At 64.3% G+C, this 21464-nt stretch carries 13 protein-coding genes and 1 pseudogene; 6 read left to right on the top strand and 8 right to left on the bottom strand.

The window, feature by feature from the left end:
• Nucleotide 1 precedes the first annotated feature (1 nt).
• From ABD906_RS13800 to ABD906_RS13810, 3 genes are read left to right on the top strand one after another with little or no spacing between them, the layout of a single operon-like run.
• Nucleotides 2-820, top strand: a complete 819-nt coding sequence (locus ABD906_RS13800) for an ABC transporter permease (RefSeq protein ID WP_345099997.1) — start codon at nucleotides 2-4, stop codon at nucleotides 818-820.
• Nucleotides 821-830: 10 nt separating this feature from the next.
• A complete protein-coding gene (locus ABD906_RS13805) occupies nucleotides 831-1571 on the top strand; it encodes an aspartate/glutamate racemase family protein (protein ID WP_345100151.1) in 741 nt (246 codons plus the stop codon).
• Nucleotides 1568-2407, top strand: a complete 840-nt coding sequence (locus tag ABD906_RS13810) for a GNAT family N-acetyltransferase (RefSeq protein WP_345099998.1) — start codon at nucleotides 1568-1570, stop codon at nucleotides 2405-2407. The genes ABD906_RS13805 and ABD906_RS13810 overlap by 4 nt, the downstream gene beginning before the upstream one ends.
• Nucleotides 2408-2443: 36 nt before the next feature.
• Here ABD906_RS13810 and ABD906_RS13815 read toward each other — a convergent pair whose 3' ends face one another.
• The 7 genes and pseudogenes from ABD906_RS13815 to ABD906_RS13845 form a co-directional block, all read right to left on the bottom strand.
• The gene (locus ABD906_RS13815) at nucleotides 2444-4240 is read right to left on the bottom strand and encodes an ABC transporter ATP-binding protein (RefSeq protein WP_345099999.1); all 1797 of its coding nucleotides are present in this window, start codon (nucleotides 4238-4240) and stop codon (nucleotides 2444-2446) included.
• A gap of 387 nt (nucleotides 4241-4627) precedes the next feature.
• Entirely contained in the window at nucleotides 4628-5167 is a 540-nt protein-coding gene (locus ABD906_RS13820; protein ID WP_345100000.1) for an invasion associated locus B family protein, read from the bottom strand.
• Nucleotides 5168-5283: 116 nt separating this feature from the next.
• Nucleotides 5284-9165: an autotransporter family protein gene (locus ABD906_RS13825; protein WP_345100001.1), complete on the bottom strand. Its 3882-nt coding sequence runs from the start codon at nucleotides 9163-9165 to the stop codon at nucleotides 5284-5286.
• 344 nt (nucleotides 9166-9509) lie between these two features.
• Nucleotides 9510-11855: pseudogene (locus tag ABD906_RS13830) on the bottom strand (autotransporter family protein).
• On the bottom strand, nucleotides 11788-12855 hold the full coding sequence (locus ABD906_RS13835; protein ID WP_345100002.1) for a hypothetical protein: 1068 nt from the start codon (nucleotides 12853-12855) through the stop codon (nucleotides 11788-11790). The pseudogene ABD906_RS13830 and the gene ABD906_RS13835 overlap by 68 nt, the downstream one beginning before the upstream one ends.
• Before the next feature lie 321 nt (nucleotides 12856-13176).
• Complete coding sequence (locus ABD906_RS13840; RefSeq protein ID WP_345100003.1) at nucleotides 13177-15999, bottom strand: autotransporter family protein; 2823 nt, start codon at nucleotides 15997-15999, stop codon at nucleotides 13177-13179.
• Nucleotides 16000-16082: 83 nt separating this feature from the next.
• On the bottom strand, nucleotides 16083-16700 hold the full coding sequence (locus ABD906_RS13845) for a hypothetical protein (protein WP_345100004.1): 618 nt from the start codon (nucleotides 16698-16700) through the stop codon (nucleotides 16083-16085).
• 357 nt (nucleotides 16701-17057) lie between these two features.
• Here ABD906_RS13845 and ABD906_RS13850 point away from each other — a divergent pair, with 357 nt between their 5' ends.
• Nucleotides 17058-18569 carry an alanine/glycine:cation symporter family protein gene (locus ABD906_RS13850; RefSeq protein ID WP_345100005.1) on the top strand — a complete coding sequence of 504 codons (1512 nt, stop codon included), beginning with the start codon at nucleotides 17058-17060 and terminating at the stop codon, nucleotides 18567-18569.
• Nucleotides 18570-18635: 66 nt separating this feature from the next.
• Here the strand turns inward: ABD906_RS13850 and ABD906_RS13855 are convergent, their stop codons facing one another.
• On the bottom strand, nucleotides 18636-19211 hold the full coding sequence (locus tag ABD906_RS13855; protein WP_345100006.1) for a tautomerase family protein: 576 nt from the start codon (nucleotides 19209-19211) through the stop codon (nucleotides 18636-18638).
• 115 nt (nucleotides 19212-19326) lie between these two features.
• Here ABD906_RS13855 and ABD906_RS13860 point away from each other — a divergent pair, with 115 nt between their 5' ends.
• Together ABD906_RS13860 and ABD906_RS13865 are read left to right on the top strand one after the other, a co-directional pair.
• Complete coding sequence (locus ABD906_RS13860) at nucleotides 19327-20193, top strand: GntR family transcriptional regulator (protein WP_345100007.1); 867 nt, start codon at nucleotides 19327-19329, stop codon at nucleotides 20191-20193.
• 30 nt (nucleotides 20194-20223) lie between these two features.
• Nucleotides 20224-21453, top strand: a complete 1230-nt coding sequence (locus ABD906_RS13865) for an ABC transporter substrate-binding protein (protein WP_345100008.1) — start codon at nucleotides 20224-20226, stop codon at nucleotides 21451-21453.
• The last annotated feature ends 11 nt before the right edge of the window (nucleotides 21454-21464 follow it).

The raw sequence follows: 21464 nt of genomic DNA on the forward strand, positions 1-21464 counted from the left end.
CATGCGCGAGAAGCGGACCTTCGGTTTCTACGTCCTCGCCCTCTTCTTCATCTTCTTCGTGGTGTTCCTCTACGGCCCGCTGTCGGCGATCATCATCCTCTCCTTCCAGGGTCCCGACGGCGGCCTCACCTTCCCGCTCAACGGCTTGTCGCTGCACTGGTTCAGGAACCTGTTCGAGACGCAGGCGGTGGGCGACTTCGGCGGCAGCTTCCGCCGCTCGCTGGCGCTCGCACTCCTGGTGATGGCGATCACCGTCATCGTCTCGCTACTGGCTGGCCTTGCCTTCCGCCGACGCTTCAGGGGAGCCTCGCCCCTCTTCTACCTTCTGGTCGCAAGTCTCGTCGTGCCCTCGATCATCATTTCGCTGGGCATCGGCGTGCTGTTCCAGCAACTGGGTCTGAAGCCCGCCTGGTACAGCTCCGCCCTCGGGGCCCACCTCACCTGGACGCTGCCTTTCGGCACGCTCATCATGTTCGCCGTCTTCAACCGCTTCTCGCCCTCCTACGAGGAAGCCGCAAGAGACCTGGGCGCCTCGAGCTGGCAGACCCTCGCCCATGTGGTCCTGCCGATCATCGCCCCGAGCCTGATCGGCGTCGGCCTGTTCGGCTTCACCCTCTCCTATGACGAGTTCGCCCGCACGCTGATGGCCGCCGGCACCTACAACACGCTGCCGCTCGAGATCTATGCCATGACCACCAACGTGACGACGCCGGTGCTCTATGCGCTAGGCACGGTGACCACGCTGTTCTCCTTCCTGGTCATCGCCATTGCCCTGGCGGTCATCACCTATGTCAGCCGCAGAAGGCGGGCGCGAGCCTGAGATGAACCCGATGCGTCTTCTGGTGGTCAACCCAAACACGACTGCGTCCATGACGGCGACCATCGCTGCCGCCGCCTGCAACGCCGCTTCCGCCGACACCGAGATCGTGCCCGTCACCTCTTCCATGGGGCCTGCCTCGATCGAAGGCTACTATGACGAGGCGTTTGCGGTGCCTGGGCTGCTGCTCGCCATTGCCGAAGGCGAGGCAAGCGGAGCGGACGCTGCCATCATCGCCTGTTTCGACGACACAGGGCTCGACGCTGCCCGCGCCATGGCCGGCATTCCCGTTCTCGGCATCTGCGAGGCCGCGATCTCCCTTGCCGCCTTCGTGGCGCAGCGTTTCGCCATCGTCACGACGCTGGAGCGCTCGCGCGTGCCCATCGAAACGCTGGTCCAGCGCTATGGCATGGCCGCCCGTTGCAAGGTCCGGGCCGCGGACATTCCGGTCCTGTCCCTTGAAGATCCGGCCTCCGGCGCCACCGAGCGCCTGCGCGCGGAGATCCGCCTTGCCCTCACCCAGGACGGGGCGGAAGCCATCGTGCTCGGCTGCGCCGGAATGGCCTGCATGGCGCGAGAGCTCCAGGCCGAATTCGGCGTGCCGGTGGTCGATGGCGTCGGCGCAGCGGTCAGGCAGGCCGAGGCCCTTGTCGCACTCAACCTCAGGACCTCCAAGCGCGGCGCCTATGCCACCCCGCTTTCCAAACCTTATGCGGGCATACTCCAATGCTTCCAGCCTCCGATCCGCCCATGACTACCACCACCGACATTCGCACCCTTTCCGCAGCAGAAATGGAGGAACTTGTGGCCTGGGCCGCCGCCGAGGGTTGGAACCCCGGCCTTGCCGACGCGGCTGCTTTCCGGGCTGCCGACCCCGAAGGTTTCCTCGGTCTTTTCGTCGACGGAGAGATGGTGTCCGGCATATCCGCTGTGGCCTACGGATCGGACTTCGGCTTCATCGGCCTCTACATCTGCCGGCCCGACATGCGCGGCAAGGGCTTCGGCAAGGCGGTGTGGGACGCCGGCATGGCGCGGCTCGCGGGCCGCACGGTGGGCCTTGACGGCGTGCCTGCCCAGGTCGCGAACTACCGGAGCATGGGATTCGAGCCCGCCTACAAGACCTACCGCTTCAACGGCCGTCTCGGGCACCCGATTGGTTCTTCGATCGATATCCAACCGGTGACGCCGGATCTGTTCGATGCAATCGAAAACTTCGACTGCCGCTTCTTTCCGGAGACACGTCCGGCCTTTCTGCGGGAATGGCTGATGGCGCCGCGCATCGCGCTCGCAGCCGTCGAAGGCGATGCCCTCCGCGGCTACGGCGTTACCCGCGCCTGTCACGAAGGTTTCAAGATAGGCCCGCTGTTCGCGCAGGACGTGAAAACGGCAGCCGCCTTGCTCGCAGCCCTTGCGCGGGCCTGCGGCGGCGGAATCCACATCGACGTGCCGGAGGTGCAGGAGGAGTTTTCGCGCCTTCTCGCGCAGGCTGGCCTTGCGCGCGGCTTCGAAACGACGCGCATGTACCGCGGCCCCGCGCCCGGGTTCGATCTTGCCGGTGTCTTCGGCGTCACCACGCTGGAGCTTGGCTGATCCGCCCCGCCGTGGAGCTTGCCACGGCGGTAGCCCTTACGCCGCCTCGTTATCCTTCAGCTCGCCGGTGGTGAAGAGCGCCTGATAGATGGCGTTGTCGCGCGCCAGTTCCTCATGCGTACCCTGGCCGACCACCTTGCCCTGGTCGATGACCAGAACCATGTCCGCCTCCTGGATGGTCGACAGGCGGTGGGCGATGACGATCATCGTCCTGCCCTGCTTCATCTGTTGAAGATTGCCGCGGAGGAAGCGTTCCGTCTCGCCGTCCAGCGCCGAAGTCGCCTCGTCGAGGATGAGGAACGGCGCGTCCTTGAGCAGGCCCCGGGCGATGGCGATGCGCTGCCGCTGGCCGCCCGACAACTTGGCCCCGTTGTCGCCGACGGGCGTGTCGAGCCCCTGCGGCAGTTTCTCCACGAACTCCATCGCGCCGGCCCGCTGGAGCGCCTCGATGATCTCCTCCTCGCTCGCTTCCGGCCGCCCGAGCGCCACGTTGTCCCGCACGGTGCCGGAGAACAGGAACGTGTCCTGCGCCACATACGAGATGCTGCGCCGCAGCTGCGACAGACTGAACTCCGTCTGTGGCCGACCGTTGAGCACGATCCGGCCGAATGACGGCGTGTAGAGGCCCATGATGAGATTGACGATCGTGGACTTGCCCGCTCCTGAGCGACCGACGATCGCCAGCATCTGGTCCGGCTTCGCGGTGAAGCTGATGTTCTTGATGGACGCGGCGTTCTTGCCGTAGCTGAACGAAACGTCCTCGAAGCGAAGGCCCCGTTCCTCGCCACTCGCCCCGGCCAGCGCGGGAACCGCGGGAACGTCGGTTTCGAGGTCGGTGTCGTCCTCCAGCAGGTCGAACATGTCTTTCACCGGCACGATGTCCCGCTGGATGCGGACATTCATGTTGCCAAGCCTGCGGGCCGGCTCGAAGGCGAGCAGGAAGGCCGTAATGAAGGCCATGAATTCGCCCGGCGTCTTGCCGTTCTCGAGCGTTTGCCAGCCGGCGTAGAACACGAACGAACCGATGATGATGCCGCCCAGAATGTCGAACAGCGGGCTGGTGATGGCCGCGATGCGGGTGATCGAGTTCTGGCGGTTCTCCATCTTGTCCACCGCCTGGCCGATCTTCCGGCGCATGGTGTCTTCCAGCGTGAAGGTCTTGACCACCTTCAGGCCCTGCAGCGCCTCGAGCGCCACCACGTTCACCCCGGCGATCAGGTCCGCCTCCGCCTGGGTGATCTGCTTCACCGCCCGCGTGAGATGGTACAGCGCCACGATGATGACCGGCGCCGCCAGCAGCGCGAAAACGCTCATGAAAGGATCCTGGTAGATCATCACGCCGATGAGCACGATGAGCGTGAACAGGTCGCGGAAAAAGTTGGTCGTGACGACGGTGATGATGTTCTTCGCCGCCCGCGCCGAGTGAATGGCCTTGGACACGACGGCACTCACCTGGCGGCCCGCGAAGTAGCTGAGCTTCATGTGCAGCAGCTTGTCGAACTGGGCCCGTTGCAGGTCGGCCGTGAGCGCGGTGCCGATGGATCCCATCAGAACCGCCTGCAGATATCCCGCCACGCCCTTGATCGTGAAGGCCGCCATGATGGCGATGCCCACCCCCCAGATGGCAGGCTTGTCGCCGCTGACGAAGATCTCGTTGACCATCGATCGGGTGAGCCAGGCGATGCCCCCCGTCGAACATGCCACCAGAATCATGCAGAAGACCGCGGCGAAGAACCGGAAGCGGTACTTCAGCCCGTAGTCGCGGATGAGAACCCGCACCAGCCGGGCGGTCTCATTGAACGGGATCTGCCTTTTCGGGCGCTTCTTCGACAACTCTCAACCTCGCGGGACGTTGGACAGGCCGCTGGGCCGTTGGGCGGACTTATTAACAGATCAACAACACGCAGCCACTGCTTTTTTCGCATTCCACGCGTGCATGGCCCTGCGCTTCTCCCCCGGCGCGGGTGGCTGTCCCAACCGTCAGCCCTCTCCTGTCGCGCCGCATAGCCATCCGACAGGTCTCGAATGACACAGGCTGCCGTCTTCCGCAACCGCTGGCACGGCCGGGAGACTGCAGACCGGCCCCCCGCCCTGCTGTTGGCCAAACGAAAAGGCGGCGCGCCTCCGGCATCGCCGCCCGTTCCATACAGGTTCATCCCTGTCTTGTGCCGATGTTCTGTCTCGGACGTGTCCGTCCGGAGCAGCAACCGGCGTTGCGTGTTACTCGCCAGTGAGGGCGACCAGCCGCTGGTACGCGGCGGTGAATCCCTGGAGGGAAACGTCGATCTTCACCGGCTGGCCGGTGTTCGCCGTCATCATGAGGGTGGCATTGGCCGCGCCCTGCAGCTTCTTGATGACGGAGTCGGAAAGCGTGAGCTCGACGAAGCAGCCATCCGGCAGGCAGGTGCTGAAGGAGCCGCTTGCCACGTCCTCTTCGCCGACCTGGATGCGGGCGCCATCCGACAACCGAAGACCGAACGGGAGAATGAGGGTGGCCTTGTTTTCCTGTCCGACCCGGCCGATGGCGAAGGTCATCACCCTCTGGCCAGTCTCCTGCTGCAGCAGCTGCTGGCTCATCTGGCAGACCTGCGTCGTGGTCTCCCCTTCAGTCCTGTTGGCGCACTGCACCGTCCAGGTGTCATAGGTCTCCGACAGCGCCGACGGTCCCGGACGGTTGGATTTCTGGGCCGGAGCGCCCGTCGTCGCGGCGGCCAGGACAAGAACGGACAGTAAGCCTGCTATGTGTTTTGACCTGTTCATTATAGCCTTGCGTGTTGGTTGCTGCCTTGATTGAGCGTCGGACAGGAGCCCAGTCTCAGATTCCTGCCACAGCGCGAGAGAACGGCGCAAGATGTGTCGTTCTTTGACATAATCATTTACCACATTATGCGCAGACCGACCGTACCGCTGAAGGCGCTGCTGTCGCCGAAATGCTTCAAGTCGGTCCTGACATCGGCCTCGCCGTAGAATGCGTAGCGTCCATCCGCCCAGCGGATCGTGCCGCCAAGTCCGAGCCCGCCATAGAGCGCGTGACCTTCGCGGCGAAACTCTACGCCTTCCACCTCCACCTTCGAGCCGCTGCTGAAGTCGTAATAGAGATTGGCTATGCCGTAGAAATTCGAGCGCCCCTTGCCGTTGCCGTCCTGCCACTCGACGTCGCGACCCACTGCCACTCCGAGCCGTCCGACAACCTGCTCGCCTCGCACCAGGGATACGGGCGCGCCGAAGATATCCGTGAAGCTGTCAAAATCGACCGACGAATATGCGACCTGCGCCTGCGGCGTCACGGACCAGCTGTCGGGCAGTGCGAACCGGTGGCCGACTTCGAGGCTCAGCGCGCGGCCCTTGCCCTTGTTGTCGGTGGTCATGTCGCGACCGACGGTGGAGGAATGCAGATCGCTCTCGTACCAGCTGAACTGCGCCTGTCCGTCGGCGTAGAAGCCGTTTTCACCATACCAGGTTAGCGTCGCGCCGACGCCGTAGCCGGTCGTGTCGATCGTGCCCTTGCCGAAAGGCGAGCTGACCCGCGCGGAGACTGCGCCCTTCCGGGCATTGACGCCCGCCATCAGCCGCCCGGCCTCTGTCTCGAAGAGCACCATGTCGGCCCCAGCCTTGAGATCCCAGCTATTGGACTTGTAGGACGTCATGCTGGTGGAACCAAAGGCCGCATGCCGGTCGTGCGCGCCGCCGATGCGCACCCAGATGCCGCTGCCATCCTGAGCGGACGGCTGACCGCCTGCCGCGGCCCATATGCGGTTGCCGATGCGCTGTTGGAGCGTGTCGGGCCCGTTCAGCCCGTGCAGCACGCCTGCATAGCTCTCGTAGAGCGGCACGCCGGCCTGGTAGAACGGCGTGGGCCCCATTCCGGAGCGCAGATACCAACTGCCGTCGTCCGGATCGGAAATTCCGTTCTTCATCAGCCGGTAAGCGTAGGCGCCGGCCACGATCACCGGCTCGCCATCGATCTCGTAGTCACCGAGGAGCCGGAACGTTCCCTGCGACTCTCCGCCTACCTCGACGATCCTGATCCCTTCCTCGGTCAGGGCGCCTTTTCCGCCAAGATTGATGACCCTGACGAAGGTCGTACCGGATGTGTCGGCCCGAACCACCAGACGGTCGGTTTCGGAGCTGTCGTCGCCCAGCACCGTCTCGATCTCGAGCTGGCCGCCCACGCCCGTGTAGTCGCCGTCCACGGTCAGCACGCCGATGCTGTTTCCCGGGGCCACGATGCCTGCGTTTTCCAGCCGGCCCACCGATCCGTTGCCGCCCAGCAGGCCGCCGGTTTCCACCACCACCGTTCCGCCGAGCGTATTGTTCATGTAGACGCTGCCGCCGTGGATCGAGAGGGTGCCCAGGAAGGCGGAGCTGTCGCCGGTGAACTCGGTCTCCCCGGCAAAGTGATTGATGATGCCCCTGTCTCCGGACCGCAGCGCCGGAGCGAACCTGTAGTCGGTATCGGTATGGTTGAAATTGATGGTGCCGAAACCTTCGCCGAAGCTGATCTCCGACACCTGCAGAATGCCTGCCCCGAGCGCCGGGTTCTGACCGAAGGCGCCGCCGATGTTGAGCGTGGCGCTCTCGGTATTGCTGCTTGCCAGGGTGAGCGTCCTGGGCACGCGCAGCATGCCGCCGTTATAGAGGGTGATGGATACGTTCTCGCCGCCGATCGCGAGTTGTCCGTTGAGGGGTAGGGAGAATTCGGATCCCTCCCCGGCGATATAGACTTGCGACGCGCCGGAAAGAGTCGCGCTGGCGGCGTGGAACCGGCCGCCCTCCGCGATGCTGATGACAGTGTTTCCGGAGATGTTCGCGTCCACCGCCTCGATCCGGCCATCGCCGACGATGGTGATCCATGCCGAGGCATTGGCATTGAAGCCGGTGGCCACGAACGTGCCGCCCTCCTCGATATGGATCTGCGAACTCTCTTCAAAGCTCACGTAATCGGCGATGAACTGGGCATCCTTGGACAGATACACCTGCGTCGGCTGCGCCGACTGGCCGATCACGGCCGTCGAGGTCTCGAACGTTCCGCCGGAGATGTACATGTATCCGTCCAGATCCGTAGTCCGTGCGGACAGCTGGCCGTCGGCCAGGATCGCGATCTGTCCCGAACCGAAGATGTTCAGGTCACGCTCGATCTGGAGGTGACCGCCACCGGCAACTTCCGCGCGCGCGGTGCCGGTGAAGTGCGCCGTGTCCGTGACGACCCTCCCCTCATCGAGGATGTGGAGGAAAGACGTGTCCGAGACACTCAGGCTGGCTGTCGCTTCCAGCGTTCCGCGACGCGAGATTTCGACCTGCGCGGTTCCGCTGATGGAAGCCATATCCGTCACGAAATGGCCTTCATCGGTAACGTTCATGCGGGAGTTTCCGGCGAGCTCCAGCGCGTTGACCGCGCCCCGCCCCCCTTCGGAGAGGCTGATGCTTCCGGTTCCGTCCGCCACCACCTTGTCGGTCTCGAACTCCGCACCGCCCCGCACCGTCAGCATGCCGTAGTTCAGCGTGGTCTCCTGCGCCACATGCATCGTCGAGCCGGTGCCGGACACATAGATGGTCGCCACGCCGGGATCTTCCTGCGCGCTTTCACCCATCTGCAGGCTTTCGGTGTCAATTCTGCCGCCGTTGACGGCCCAGACCGCAGCGTTCTTGTGACGGATGTAGAGCTGCCGGGCAGACAGCAGTGAACCGGCGCCGGAAACGTTCACCAGAGCGGCAGTGCCGCCAGGCAGCGGTTCGTGCCCCTTCTCGCCGACCTGCACGAGATCCGCGGCGATGGTGCCTCCGCCCGTGGCCTCGAGAACCGCGTTCTTCTGATGGTGGATCAATATTTCGGGTGCCTGCAGCCGGGAGCCGGTCCCTGAGACTTTCACATCCGATTCAACTCCGGCGTCCTGTGCGAAGTACAGGTGCTTCTCGAGTTCGACCTGCGCCCGGTCCTGGACGACGACCGAAAGCTTTCCGCCGCGATTGCTGTCTCCAAGCTCCAGCCGCTCCGCCTGCACGGACCCGTTCGGGCCCGTGACCACCAGGGAGGCATCGGGGGTGACACCGCCCGTGAGCACGATACTGCCGCCACCCTGGCCCCAGTACTGGCTGTTGTCCATCCAGAGGGCGGCCCCCTCCAGCTGGAGGCTGACGCCCGGAGCGTAAACCTGCTGCGTTATGGTAAGCGTTCCGCCGCCCCGCACATGCGCATGATCGGACTCCTTGACGTTGATCCGTTCGATCGTGGCGTCAACGGTCGTGCCCATGAGATAGATCGAGGAATCCCGGTGAAGCTCGAGGAAGTCCCCGGTTATGTGGTAGCCGCCCGTCCGGAATATGACATCGCGGACGGTCACCACGCCATCCCCCAGCACCACGGTTCCCGGCTTTCCTGCGAAGACCGCCGAGGCGCTATTCTCCCAGGACAGCGGGTATCCCGTTCCATCCGGCATTTCGTTCCAGGCGGTTACAAACCGGCTCCATTCGCCGTTTCCGCCCAGGTCCTCGCCCGACCAGTCCGGCTTCCAGTAAAGCGTTCTGCCGTTGCTGTCGTCCGGCGCTTCGATGATGACCTGACCCATCGCGGTGCCGGCTGTCAGGCCCACCCCCAGCAGGACAGGCAGCGCCCGGAGGGCAGCGCCCGCGAAGACTTCAGCCAGGCATGGCGCGCAGCTCGCTGCCCTGCCCTTCCACTTCGTGATTCTCCCGCCCCACAGCACGCGGGAAAACCGTCGCCCGCCGGAGCTGCTGGTTTCATCGCCCGTGCCGTCCATGCAGCCGTACCTGAGATGATCTGACTCTTGCCCGCCCCAAACCATGTATTGAACCGTCTAATGACGCCGACAATATCTGCCGCCTCGACGAGGTTATCCTCCCGCTTCAGATATCTATCTCGCCAACCTGCGAATATGATGACGTGTACACGCACGATATACCCGGACTAAACTGTCATTATAGGTCACGCTTATGATAATCAAGCGCAACCCCCATTTGAGGTATATACATGCTGTAACTGCCTGCAGCGATAAGACCCCTCGGTCTTGTGGAAATGCGGCCTTCGCCCGGAGAACCGGAGCGGCCTGTACACGCTAAGCCGCTACGGTTCCGGTTCGTTGCCTCACCACGACACCCGCAGGCCGACCGTGCCCGTGACCGCATTGCCGTCGCCGAAGTGTTCCAGATCGGTGTTGAGATTTGCCTCGCCGTAAACGCCAAAGCGTCCATCCGCCCAACTGATGCTGCCGCCGAGGCCGAGCCCGCCATGGAGCGTATGACCGCCCCGGACGAACTCCGTTCCGCCCACGTTAGTTTTCAGTCCGCCGCTGAAATCGTGGAACAGGTTGGCGATGCCATAGAAGGTCGAACGGCCACTGCCATTCTCGTCCTGCCACTCGACCTCGCGACCCACCGCAAGGCCGAGCCGGCCGATAACCCTGTCGCCGGAGCCCGATGATACAAGCGCGCCGAAAGCATCGGTGAAGCCGTCGAAATCGACCGACGCATAGGCAAGCTGCGCCTGCGGCGTTAGCGACCAGCCGTCCTTCAGCGCAAAACGCTGGCCGATTTCGAAACTCAGCGCGTGGCCCTTGCTCCTGTTGCCCGTGACCAGGTCACGGCCGAGGGTTGAGGAATGCAGGTCGCTCTTGTGTCAGCTGAACTGCGCCTGGCCGTCCGCATAGAAACCGCTCTCGCCGTACCAGGTGAGCGTCGCTCCCGCACCCCATCCGCGCACGTCGATCGAACCGTCTCCGTGATGCGAGCGGATGCGTGCCGAGGCCGAACCACCGTGCACATTCACGCCGCACACCAGCCGGCCGGCCTCCGTCTCGAACAGCACCAGCTCGGCGCCTGCCTGCAACATCCAGCCATTGGAGCTGTAAGATGCGTGGCTCGTTGAACCATGCGCCGCCTGCTTGTCATGCGCGCCGCGGATGCGCGCCCAGATGCCCTTGCCATCGTCGCCGGCTTTCTCTGCATTGCCTGCCTCCCGCAACCAGGAACGGTTGCCCGTGCGCTGCTGCAGCGTATCGAGGCCACTCAGCGCGTGCAGCACGCCGGCATAGCTCTCGTAGAGCGTCACGCCGGGCTGATAGGACGGCTCGGACCCACCCTTCGACCGCAGATACCAGTCGCCGTCATCGGGATCGACGGTGTCGTTCCTGACCAGGCGGTATACCTGGGCACCGGCCACGAGAACCGGCTCGCCTCCGATCTCGTAGTCACCGAGCAGCGTGAACGTACCGTTCGACTCCCCTTCGACCTGGACGATCTTGAGTCCAACGTCCGGGGCCGCCACCAGTCCGCTCCGGTCAGTAATCCGCACGAACGTGTTGCCCTTCGTGCTTCCCTGCACGATCAGCAGGTCGGATGTCCCCAGGCCGCCGGCCAGCTCCGTCTCGATTTCGAGCACGCCGCCGTTGCCGGCATAATCGCCCGCGATGGTCAGCGTGCCGACACTGTAGCCAGGCGCGATCACGCCGGCATTCGCCACGCTGCCGATGAGACCGCTGCCGCCCAGCCGCCCGCTCTCGCCCACGAGGATGGCACCGCCAAGGGCATTGTTCACAAGCAGCGTGCCGCCCAGCACGGAGGTTGTACCGGAAAAACCTGAATTGTCGCCTGTCAGGTTGGTGATGCCGGAAAGCTGGTTGATGGTGCCGCGGCCTTCCTGCCATGAGACCATCGACGCGGAGAAAACGTATCCGGTCTCGTTATGATTGAAGTTGATGCTGCTCCCCTGCCCCTGGAACGAGACGGCAGACGCCAGCAGCGTGCCCGCCGCAGCAGATGGAGCATGGCCGACCGCTCCACCAATGTTGAGCGTTGCCACCTCGGAAGCAAGTGTCAGCGTGCCAGGCATGTTCAGCGCGCCGCCGTCGCGAAGCGTGATCGCGACGTTCTGCCCACCCAGGGTGAAATCTCCGCCATCGCCGATCGTGAGGGCCGCTTCCGGCCCAGTGATAAGCAGCTGCGAGTCGAAAAGGCTCACCTTTCCGGCCTCCAGCCTCCCGCCTTCGATGCGCACCTCAGAGCGGCCGGCAATGTATGCCTCCCCCGCTCGAACCTGACCGCCCTCCGCGATCAGCAGTTGCTGAGACCCCAGGGTGGCGATGGAGTTTGCCCCCAGCTTCGCCTCTTCTGTCACCAGAAGCCGGGACGTGTCGTACATGAGAACGTTGCTGGTGGTAAACGTGCTGCCCGCGGAAAGGGCGATCCGCGAACTGCCGCGGGTGCGCGTGATCCCGGCGGTAAACTGCCCGCGATCGGAAACGTTGAGCAGTCCCTCATCGCTGAGCTCCACCATCTGCGTCACTGCCGGCCCGCCCGTCACGTTCACCTGCGACGAGCCGGCGATGCTGATGTTGCCAACCGTCAGACCGCTCGCGCCCGCAACGTCAATCCGCGAATTTTCCGAGAGGTAGGCCGAGCTGACGGTGAGCTGACTGCCGTTGGTGGCGCCCATCGCCCGAGACGTTTATCGTAGCGGCCGTGTCCTCCCAGATCGGGTCGAAGCCAGGCTCGCCCCCGATCTGCAGATGGGTGGCGTCGATCTCACCGCCGTCGGTCACGCTCACCGTGGCGCTCTTCTGATGATAAACGGCAAGAGTCTGCACGCTCAGTCTCGATGGGTTGAAGGCGGCCTTGCCCGTGACGTCCACCGTCGAAACGAGGTCTTCACCCAGGTTGAAGACAAGGTCGTTGACCCGGGCCTTGGCTCCACCCTCCAGCACGAAGGCCGCACGCCCGCTGCCGGTTACGAATTCCCCAAGCTCCACCAGCCCGGTGGTCATGGATGCGCTCTGGCCGGTGAGTGTCAGGCTCGCGCTTCCATCCTCGTTTCCGGCGATCAGCAAGCTGCCGTCGTCTCCACCCTCGTAAACGGCGTTGCCCTGCAGGGCGACGCGCGTTCCCTCGATCCGGACTTCGACACCGGGCGCCTGGAGAAGTTTGGCAATGACCAGCCTGCCGCCACCGGCGATGCGAAGAAGGTCGGACTCCTTGACGGCCAGGGTGTTCTCGAACGTCGCGGTGATGTCAGTGCCAGCGAGGGTAATCGTCGGATTGGCAGCCAGGGATACCGTCGACCATCCTTCGAACCTGTAACCGTCCGTCTCGAACACGAGGCCATGGGCGACCATTTCGCCTTCCACCACGGTGACCGTTCCCGGCTTGCCGGAGAAGACGGCAATGCCGCCGCGGACATTGTTCCACAAGGTGTAGGGCCCACTTCCATCCGGTTTGGTGCTCCAGGTCGGATCGGTCGTGTTCCACAAACCGGGCCCGCCGGGGCCGCTATCCCTGTACGGAGCCCACCAGCGATAGAGCTCGGCTTGATCCTCGGCCCACGCATCTGTGCCGGTGACAGCCGCCGCCAGCAGCGCCGGCAGAGCACGTCTGGCAAGTCCTGTGAAGATTTCCGCCACGCCCGGAGCGCAGCTTGCCGCCCTGCCTCTCCACTTCACGACTCTTCCGCCGCATAGCAAGCGGTGGAACCGCAGGCCTGCCTGCTTTCCGCGTGCATCCGCCGCCTGGGGCAGCGCGTTGAATCCGAGATGATTTGCCTGTTTCCCACCCAGAACCATTGCAACGATACTGCCTGTTGCCGCAGACAATCCCGATATCCCCGATCGCGGCCATCCTCCCAGTTTCGGTCATGTGCGCGACCGGTCCGGAAGTGTCTGCACTCCTCCTGTACAAATTCAGCTCACGGTGTTCCGCGATATGCGTCGTGCTTGCGACATGCGACTGGAGCCCCGCGCTAGTCTGCACCGTGCCCACCCGCACTACCAGGCGATGCGCAGGCCGAGCGTGCCCGTGACCGCATTGCCGTCGCTGAAGTGTTCCAGATCGGTGCTGAGATTTGCCTCGCCGTAAACGGCGTAGCGACCGTCACCCCAGCTCAGCTTGCCGCCAAAGCCCAGCCCGCCACGGAGCGTGTGTCCATCGCGCCGGAAGCCGACCGTATCCACCCCGACCTTCGAGCCGCCGCTGAAGTCGTGGTACAGATTGGCAATTCCGTAGAGATCCGCATGCATCCTGCCGGTCTTGCCCTGCCACTCCGCTTCGCGGTTCACCGCAAGGCCGAGCCGGCCGGCGGCCTGCTTGCCGCGCTTCAGCGCCACCGGCACGCCGAACGCATCCACGAACCGGTCGAAGTCCACCGACGAATAGATGAACTGCGCCTGCGGAGTCAGCGACCAGCCGTCCTTCAGCGCAAAACGCTGGCCAACTTCGAGGCTCAGCGCATGACCCTTGCCTCTGTTGCCCTTCACCACATCCACACCGGCGGTGGCAGAGTGCAGATCGCTCTCGTACCAGCTGAACTGAGCCTGGCCATCGGCGTAGAAGCCGTTGGCGCCATACCACGTCAGTGTCGCGCCAACGGCGAAGCCGGTGGTGTCGATCGTGCCGTTGCCGTGCGGCGAACGGACCCGCGCGGAAGCCGTCCCGCCCTGAACGCTGAGGCCGCCCACCAGCCGCCCCGCCTCGGTTTCGGCCAGCACCATGTCGGCGCCCGCCTGAAGCGCCCAGCTGTTCGCGCTGAACGCCGTCCCGCTCGTGGAGCCGTGCGTTGCATGCTTGTCGTGACCCGCGCGAATGCGTGCCCAGACGCCCGCGCCGTTGTCCGCCTGAGGCAGCTCCGCTGCGTCCTCCCGCTTCGTCCAGACGCGGCCACCCGTACGCTGTTGCAGCGTGTCGGGCCGGTTCAGCTGCTGCAGAACCCCCGCATAGCTTTCGTAGAGCGGAACGCCGGGCTGGTAGAGCGGTTCAGGTTCGGAGCCAGGGTCGGAATTGATCGGCTGCGAACGGAGATACCAGTTGCCATCGTGAGGGTTGGAAACACTGTTCTTGAACAGCCGGTAGGCATAGGCGCCCACAGTGACCGCCGGTTCTCCCTCGATCGTGTAGTCGCCGATCAGTGTGAAGACACCTTCCGACCTGCCCCTGACCTCAATGATCCTGATGCATTCAACGGTCTGGGCGCCCTGGCCGCCGCGATTGACCACGCGCACGAAGGACTTGCCGGACGTGTCGCCCTGGATCACCAGCCTGTCGGTCGGTGAACCATCGCCGCCCAGCGAGGTCTTGATTTCCACGGTTCCGCCACTGCCGACGTAATTGCCGGTGACGGTGAGCGTGCCCCAGTTCTCGCCCTGTCCCGGCGCAACCACGCCGGCGTTCTCCAGACTGGCCACGGCGCCATTGCCGGTCAGCCTGCCCTGAAGGTCTGCGATGACCTGGCCACCCAGCGATCTGTCCACCTGGAGCGTACCGCCCAGGACCAGGGTCTGGCCCACGAAGTTCGAGTTGTCTGCTGTCAGCACCGTTGTACCGGCGTAGTGTCTGACGGAGCCGCTCGCACCCTCCAGCGGCGCGTCGAACTTGTAGTCTTCGTTCGTATGATTGAAGATCAGCGTGGCGCCCGTGCTGCTGAACATGATCGCCGTCACGTCGACGACTCCGGCCGCCCTGGCTGCATCGCCCTCCGCGGCACCGATGTTGAGAGTGCCACTGCCCGAGCGGCCGAGCAGGATGCCGCCATCCTTGGTCTTCGCGGTTACCGTTCCGCCGTCCGACACCGTCAGCGCGGCATCCTTGCCGTCGATCCACAGGCTGCCGCCGGACACGTGGAACTGCGAACCGACGATGTCCACTTTTGCCGCGTCGAAGAGAGCTGCAGCCGCAGCGGCGAACCTGCTGTCTCCCTCGATCCTTACGCGAGCCGCGTCCGACACGACGACCCCTCCACCGGTAAGCCATCCCTGATTGGAGACCAGCACCCGCGACGCGCCGCCGAATTCCACGGCCGTCAGCGCCAGCGTTCCACCCGAAACGGCGATGACCGCATTGCCGTCGATGGCTGCCTGGACGGCCGAAAACTGCCCGCCGTTCGTAATCACCACTTGGGCGGCATCGGAAAGGCTGGCCTTGTCCGCGTCGAACTTACCGGTGCGGCTGATTTGGATCTGCGCCGTCCCGCCCACGATTGCCGTTGCTGCGTCAAACGTGCCGCCGTTCCAAACCCCAAGCGTTCCATAGTTCAGGCTTGCGGTGTTCCCGACCACCCATTTGGCATCCGTCCCGGCGACATTGATGGCGAGCACACCCCTTGTATCTTCGCCCGCCACCCCCGTCTGCAGGTCGCCCGTCCAGAATGATGCGCCTTCCAGGACATTCACCTCGGCATTCCTGTGACGAATGCGGACTGTGCCGGCCTCCAGGATACTTCCCTCGCCGGAGACGGTCACCGCCGCGACGGTTTCACCCCCGTCGAGCGGAGTGTCGGGCCCTTCGCCGAGCTGGAAGTCGCTCGTCGAGACGCGGCCCCCGTCCTTCACCTCGAAGGTCAGGCTTTTCTGGTGCTGGAGCCTGATTGAACGCGCCGTAAGCTTTGTCCCACCGCCGGACACGTTGATCGTCGCCACCTGATTGAGATCGCGGGCGACGTGAAGGTGCTCGTCCAGATTGACCTGGGCCACGCCATCGACCGTGAGCGCCACGTTTCCGCCACTCGTCTCCTTACCCATTTCGATCCAGGAGGCGTTTACATGTGCATTGAGGCCGGAAACGGCGAGCGACGCCCCCGTGCCGTCCTGATCCGTCATCAGGACACCGCCGCTCGGTGCGTCAAGCGCGCTCCTGTCCAGGACCAGCTTGCTCCCGTTCAGCCTGACATCACCCGCAGTGGTCAAATCACCCGTAACGACAAGGGTGCCCCCACCCTCGATGACGATCGAAGACCGGGCACTTCGCCAATGATTTTCGATCTTGCCGTGACCTCGTTGTCCACGCCGGTGACCCTGATCGCGGAGTTTCCGATGAGAGTCAGCGATCCCCCGTAGAGCTCATAACCTTTGCTGTCGAAGGTGAGGCGGCTGGCGTGAATGTCGCCATAGAGCTCCACGGTCCCGGGCGTGCCGGCAAAGATTGCTCGGTCGAAAAGGTCCGTCCATGGAACGTATGGGCCGCTCCCGTCGCTGTTCTGCGACCAGTTCGCGGTAATGTCCAGATCCCAGCGGCCGGCCCCGCCGAGGCTGCCGTCGGGCGCCCAGAAAAGATCGGCCGCGGCAGCGGAACCGGCTGCCATTCCTGCAACCAGCAGTGCCGCCAGCCCGAGTCCGCCCATGCACGTGAAGAGCTCCGTCACCGATGGAGCAAAACTTGCGACCCGGCCCTTCCACTTCGCAACCCGGCCGCCGCGCAGGATGCGGGAGCATGACAGTGCTGACGTCTTGTGTCCGGCTCGACGCGTGGCCGGAGCAATCGAACGATTGAAGGCTCCCGTGAGATGCACCCTGTGAACCATGACCAATTCCGTCCCCCGTGGCTGTGACAGCACTGCGCTGTCCGGCCCTTCTCAGTTTGACCGGCTGAAGCCATGCTGTGGAACCCGAGATTCATCCGGGCCGTATAGGCAGCACGGCGTGCCAAAATGACATAAACGTCACGTTTACATCACGTGAATGCAACCCCCATTTGGGGTAAAGCGATAGCGATATCGCTATCAACATGTGCAATACTGGGACAGGATGTCCCCAACGGTCTGCTACCCGGCTCCGCGTTTATCAGTTGGCCGCGTGAAAGACGCCAGCGTTTACGCCCGGCCCCGAGAGGGCGAACCCGTCCGTGAACGGAACAGCCACCGTCATCGGTGCTCACGCGGATGAGCCCGGGGGGCGGCGCTTGCGGCCCTGCCAGCAAAGAATTGCGGCCCTCCGGTTTCTTCGAGTTTATTGAAAACCTCACATGGGGTTGGGCCCTGATCCCGCTCCTCGTAGTATTCAGCTTGTTCATCACGATGATGAGCGGCTTCGTTCAATTCAGATACTTTTTTCGGATGTTCCGCGTCCTTTCACCGCGGAACCGGACCGGCAACGCGAATTCCATCAGCGATCGCGAGGCCCTGCTGGTGTCTGTCGGCGGACGTGTTGGCGGCGGCAACATCGCCGGTGTCGCCGTGGCGATCTCCCTTGGCGGACCCGGCGCGGTGTTCTGGATGTGGGCCGTGGCCCTGATCGGCATGGCGACCAGCCTGGTCGAGTGCACCCTCGCCCAGCTCTACAAGCGATCCAATGGCGACGGTACTTACCGCGGCGGACCTGCTGACTACATCGTTTACGGCCTGGGGCAGCGTTTCCGGTGGCTCGCTGTCCTGTATGCCGTCTGTCTGCTGATGGCCTTCGCCTTTGGCTTCAATGCGTTTCAGGGCAACACCTTTGCCGGTGCGGTCCACGAGAGTCTGGGGATCGATCGCATGTGGGCCGGGATTCTTCTGGCGGTGCTCACAGCCGTCATCGTCTACGGCGGCATCCGCCGCATCGCCAAGGCTTCGGACGTGATCATTCCCATTATGGCTTTTGTTTACATCGGCCTGGCGCTGGCGGTAATCGTTACAAACATCACCGAGCTCCCGCGCGTGCTGTGGTCGATTGTTGCCAACGCCTTCGGGCTGGAACAGGCGGTCGGCGGAGGGATCGGAGCGGCGGTTTCGCAGGGCCTGCGCCGCGGACTGTTCTCGAATGAGGCCGGTCTCGGTTCGGCCCCCAATGTTGCCGCCACCGCCGACGTGCGTCACCCCATCAGTCAGGGCATCACCCAGTCCCTGTCGGTGTTCATAGACACGATCGTCATCTGTTCGTGCACAGCCTTCATCATTCTGCTCGGCCCCGTCTACCAGCCTGGGATTGAGGTGGATGGCATCGCGCTCACCCAGCAGTCGCTGGTGAGCCAGGTCGGCAGCTGGTCGCAGTATTTCCTGACCGTCGCTGCGCTGCTCTTCGCGTTCAGCTCCATCATCTACAACTATTACCTCGGAGAGACGGCACTGAAGGTCATGACGGCGCAGCCCGTGCTGGTCCATGTGCTGCGCTGGGCTGTCGTGGCGGTTGTCTTCCTGGGAGCGACGGCCCCGGGCGCAACCGCGGTGTTTTTCTTTTCCGACCCGCTGATGGGCCTGCTGGCTGTGGTGAACCTCATGGCGATGATCATGCTGTTCCCGACCTGCCTGCGCCTTCTGGAGGACTTCCGCCAGCAGCTGAAGGCAGGCATCGAGCGGCCGGTCTTCCAGCCCGCCGCCTTCCCGGACCTCGATCTCGACCATTCCGCCTGGCCGCACGCCAAATTGGCTCAGAAGCAAGTTGCGTCCGCGCTGAGTCCAGCGGCCTCGGCGACCTGAGCCCCACGGTGCCGGCGTCCGCACCAGGGATTGCCGGCACGTCACCTCAGGCGATAGGCGCCGCCGTCAGCCTCGCGCGGCCATTGCGATGGCGAGATCGTTCCACACCTGCTGGCGGCGGAACTTGCCCTTCTCGATCTCGAACCGGTCGACGAAGCGAATGTTCTCGAAGGGTGTGCCGTCCTGCCACTCGCCATAGAGTGTGCCGGTGACGATCACGGTCGTCACCGTGCCGCGATAGGCCTCGTCAATGCTGTCGATGCGCTTCTTCACCCAGCGGTATCGCGTCGCCGAGAAAGCGACCAGGTCCTCGAGCCTGCGCATTTCCGTCCCGCCGCTCGCACCCGGAAACACCATGACGAAATCCTCCCCGAGGAACGTCTTCGCCTCGTCGAGCTTTCGCTCCTCCATCAGCCGCAAAAACCGCTCGACCAGCTCCCCCGCGACAAGCTGGGCAGCCCCCGGCCGCCTGCCGGTCCGCCCGCGCATGTAGCTCGCCGGCTTCACCTCGTTCTCGATCACCGTGATGGCATCGAGCGGCGCGTCCAGCGTGGCCGCCACCGCATCCGTGATCCGCTCGGCCAGACGGACCCGTACATCCTCCGGATAGCCCTCGATCAACGTCACATTGACGACCGGCATGAACCCTCCTCCACAGCCACCACAAACCGGTTGACATATGGCATAATGGTATATTGTTATACCATAAGTCAACGCTACGGGATCGATGAGTGAGGCGTTGGCGGGGGAGGCTTTTGTGGACAGCCAGCTGAAGCTCACAGGTACCGAAAAGGACCAGTCCCGCGAACCGGTGATCGCGCGGCGGGCGCTGATCGACCCCACCTCGCGCGTTCCGCTCTACCATCAGATCCTCATCATTCTGCGTAACCAGATCTTTTCCGGCGAGCTTCGCCCGGGCACACTGCTGCCCGGCGAGGAGGAACTGGCCGAGCTCTTCCAGGTCTCCCGCATCACGGCCAAGCGCGCTCTGAACGAGCTGGCCGACGCCGGCCTCGTCGTGCGCGAGCGCGGCCGCGGGACGCGCGTCTGTGACGCTCCACCGCCGCCCCGCGTAAAGACCTCCGTCGAAGGCTGGCTCGAGAACATTTCGCTCATGGGCGTTGCCACCGACGTGCGCGTGCTCGAGTTCGACTACATTCCGGCCGTGCCGGAGGTTGCCGAGGCGCTGCAGCTCGCGCCCGACACCACCGTGCAGCGGACCGTTCGCGTGCGCCTGCTCGACGGCGAGCCCATGTCCTATCTCATCACCCACGTGCCGGAGGACATTGGCAGGTCCTTCGACCGGGATGAGTTGGGTGCATTTCCGCTGCTGACGTTGATGGAGCGCCACGGCGTGCGGGTTGCCGATGCCCGCCAGTCCATTTCGGCGACGCTTGCCGACCCGGAGGTTGCGCGTGCGCTGGAGATCCACGCCGGTTCGCCGCTGCTGGATGTTCGCCGCATCGTGCGGGACATGAACGACCGCCCGGTCGAGTTCCTGCGGGTGCTCTACCGGCCGGACAAGTACCAGTTTGAGATGAATCTGAAACGCGTGCGCCGGAAGGAGGGCATGCGCTGGCAGTCATTCGCGCCGGATACGCCGGCTCGGACGCAGGGGAAGTAAAATAGCACCTAACGTGAGGGGAGCACGACAATGAAGGAAATTTTCGGCAAACACATCAAACGCCGCCAGTTCCTGGCGGGTGCGGGCACGGCCGCGCTGGTGACCGGCTTTCCGGCCGTCCTGCGCGCTCAGGAACCGGAGCCGATCAAGATCGGCCTGGTCCATCCGGTGACGGGCTTCGTCTCATTCTCCGGAACCCAGAGCCGCGCCGGCGCTGAACTCGCCATCGCCGACATCAATGCCGCCGGCGGCATCAAGTCACTGGGCGGCGCCAAGCTTCAGGCAATCCTCGGCGACAGCCAGGGCCGTCCGGAACTCGGCGCGTCCGAAACCGCCCGTGTTATCGAGGAAGGCGCCTGCGCCGTTGTCGCCGGTTATTCCTCGGCGGTGACGCTCGCCACCTCGCAGGAAGCGGCCAAGACCAACACACCGCACGTGGTCGATGTGGGGGTGGCCGACAACATCATGGACCGCGGCCTCAAGAACACCTTCCGCTTCGCGCCCGGCTACGGCTCGGTGGCGGCCACCGCGATCGAGGCGCTGAGGGAGATCAACGCCGGCGGTCAGGCCAAGACGGCGGTCATCATTCACGAGGAGTCGCTGTTCGGCACCGGCACCGCCGAGCTGCTGGCGGCGGAGCTGCCGAAGATCGGCATCGAGGTCCTGCAGGTCATCAAGCACGCCAACCCAACCCGCGACTTCACCAACATCGCGCTGCAGCTGCGCTCGCTGAAGCCCGACATCATCATCCCGGCCAATTACTACAACGAGTACGTGCTGCTCGCCCGCACGCTGCGCCAGCAGCGCATCGAGGCCAAGGCCATCTACTCGGTGCTCGGCGGCGCCGCCTCGAACGTCCAGTTCGTGAAGGAATTCCCCGAGGCGGCCGAGTACATCATGGACTGCAACCACTGGTACGATCCGAAGTCGGAGCTCGCCCTGAAGCGCCGCGCGGAAGCCGAGGCCAAGGGGCTCTACTACACCTACGAGGTGTTCCTGACCTATAACGCCGTGGCCTTCCTGGCGGACGCCATCGAGCGCGCCGGTTCAACCGACAAGGAGGCGATCATCGAGGCGCTGCGCACCTCGACCTTCTCCGACCACGGCATGCCCTACGGGCCGACCCAGATCGACGAGAACGGCCAGAACCTCGGCGCCCGCGCGGTGAACACCCAGGTGCTGAACGGCAACATCGAGGTGGTTCTGCCGAAGGAGTTCGCCTCTGCCGAGGTGGTCTTCCCGATGCCGTCGCGGTCCTGATCCCGGCAGCC

Origin of the sequence: Chelativorans composti (genome assembly GCF_039541695.1) — a bacterium.
Classification (GTDB): domain Bacteria; phylum Pseudomonadota; class Alphaproteobacteria; order Rhizobiales; family Rhizobiaceae; genus Chelativorans; species Chelativorans composti.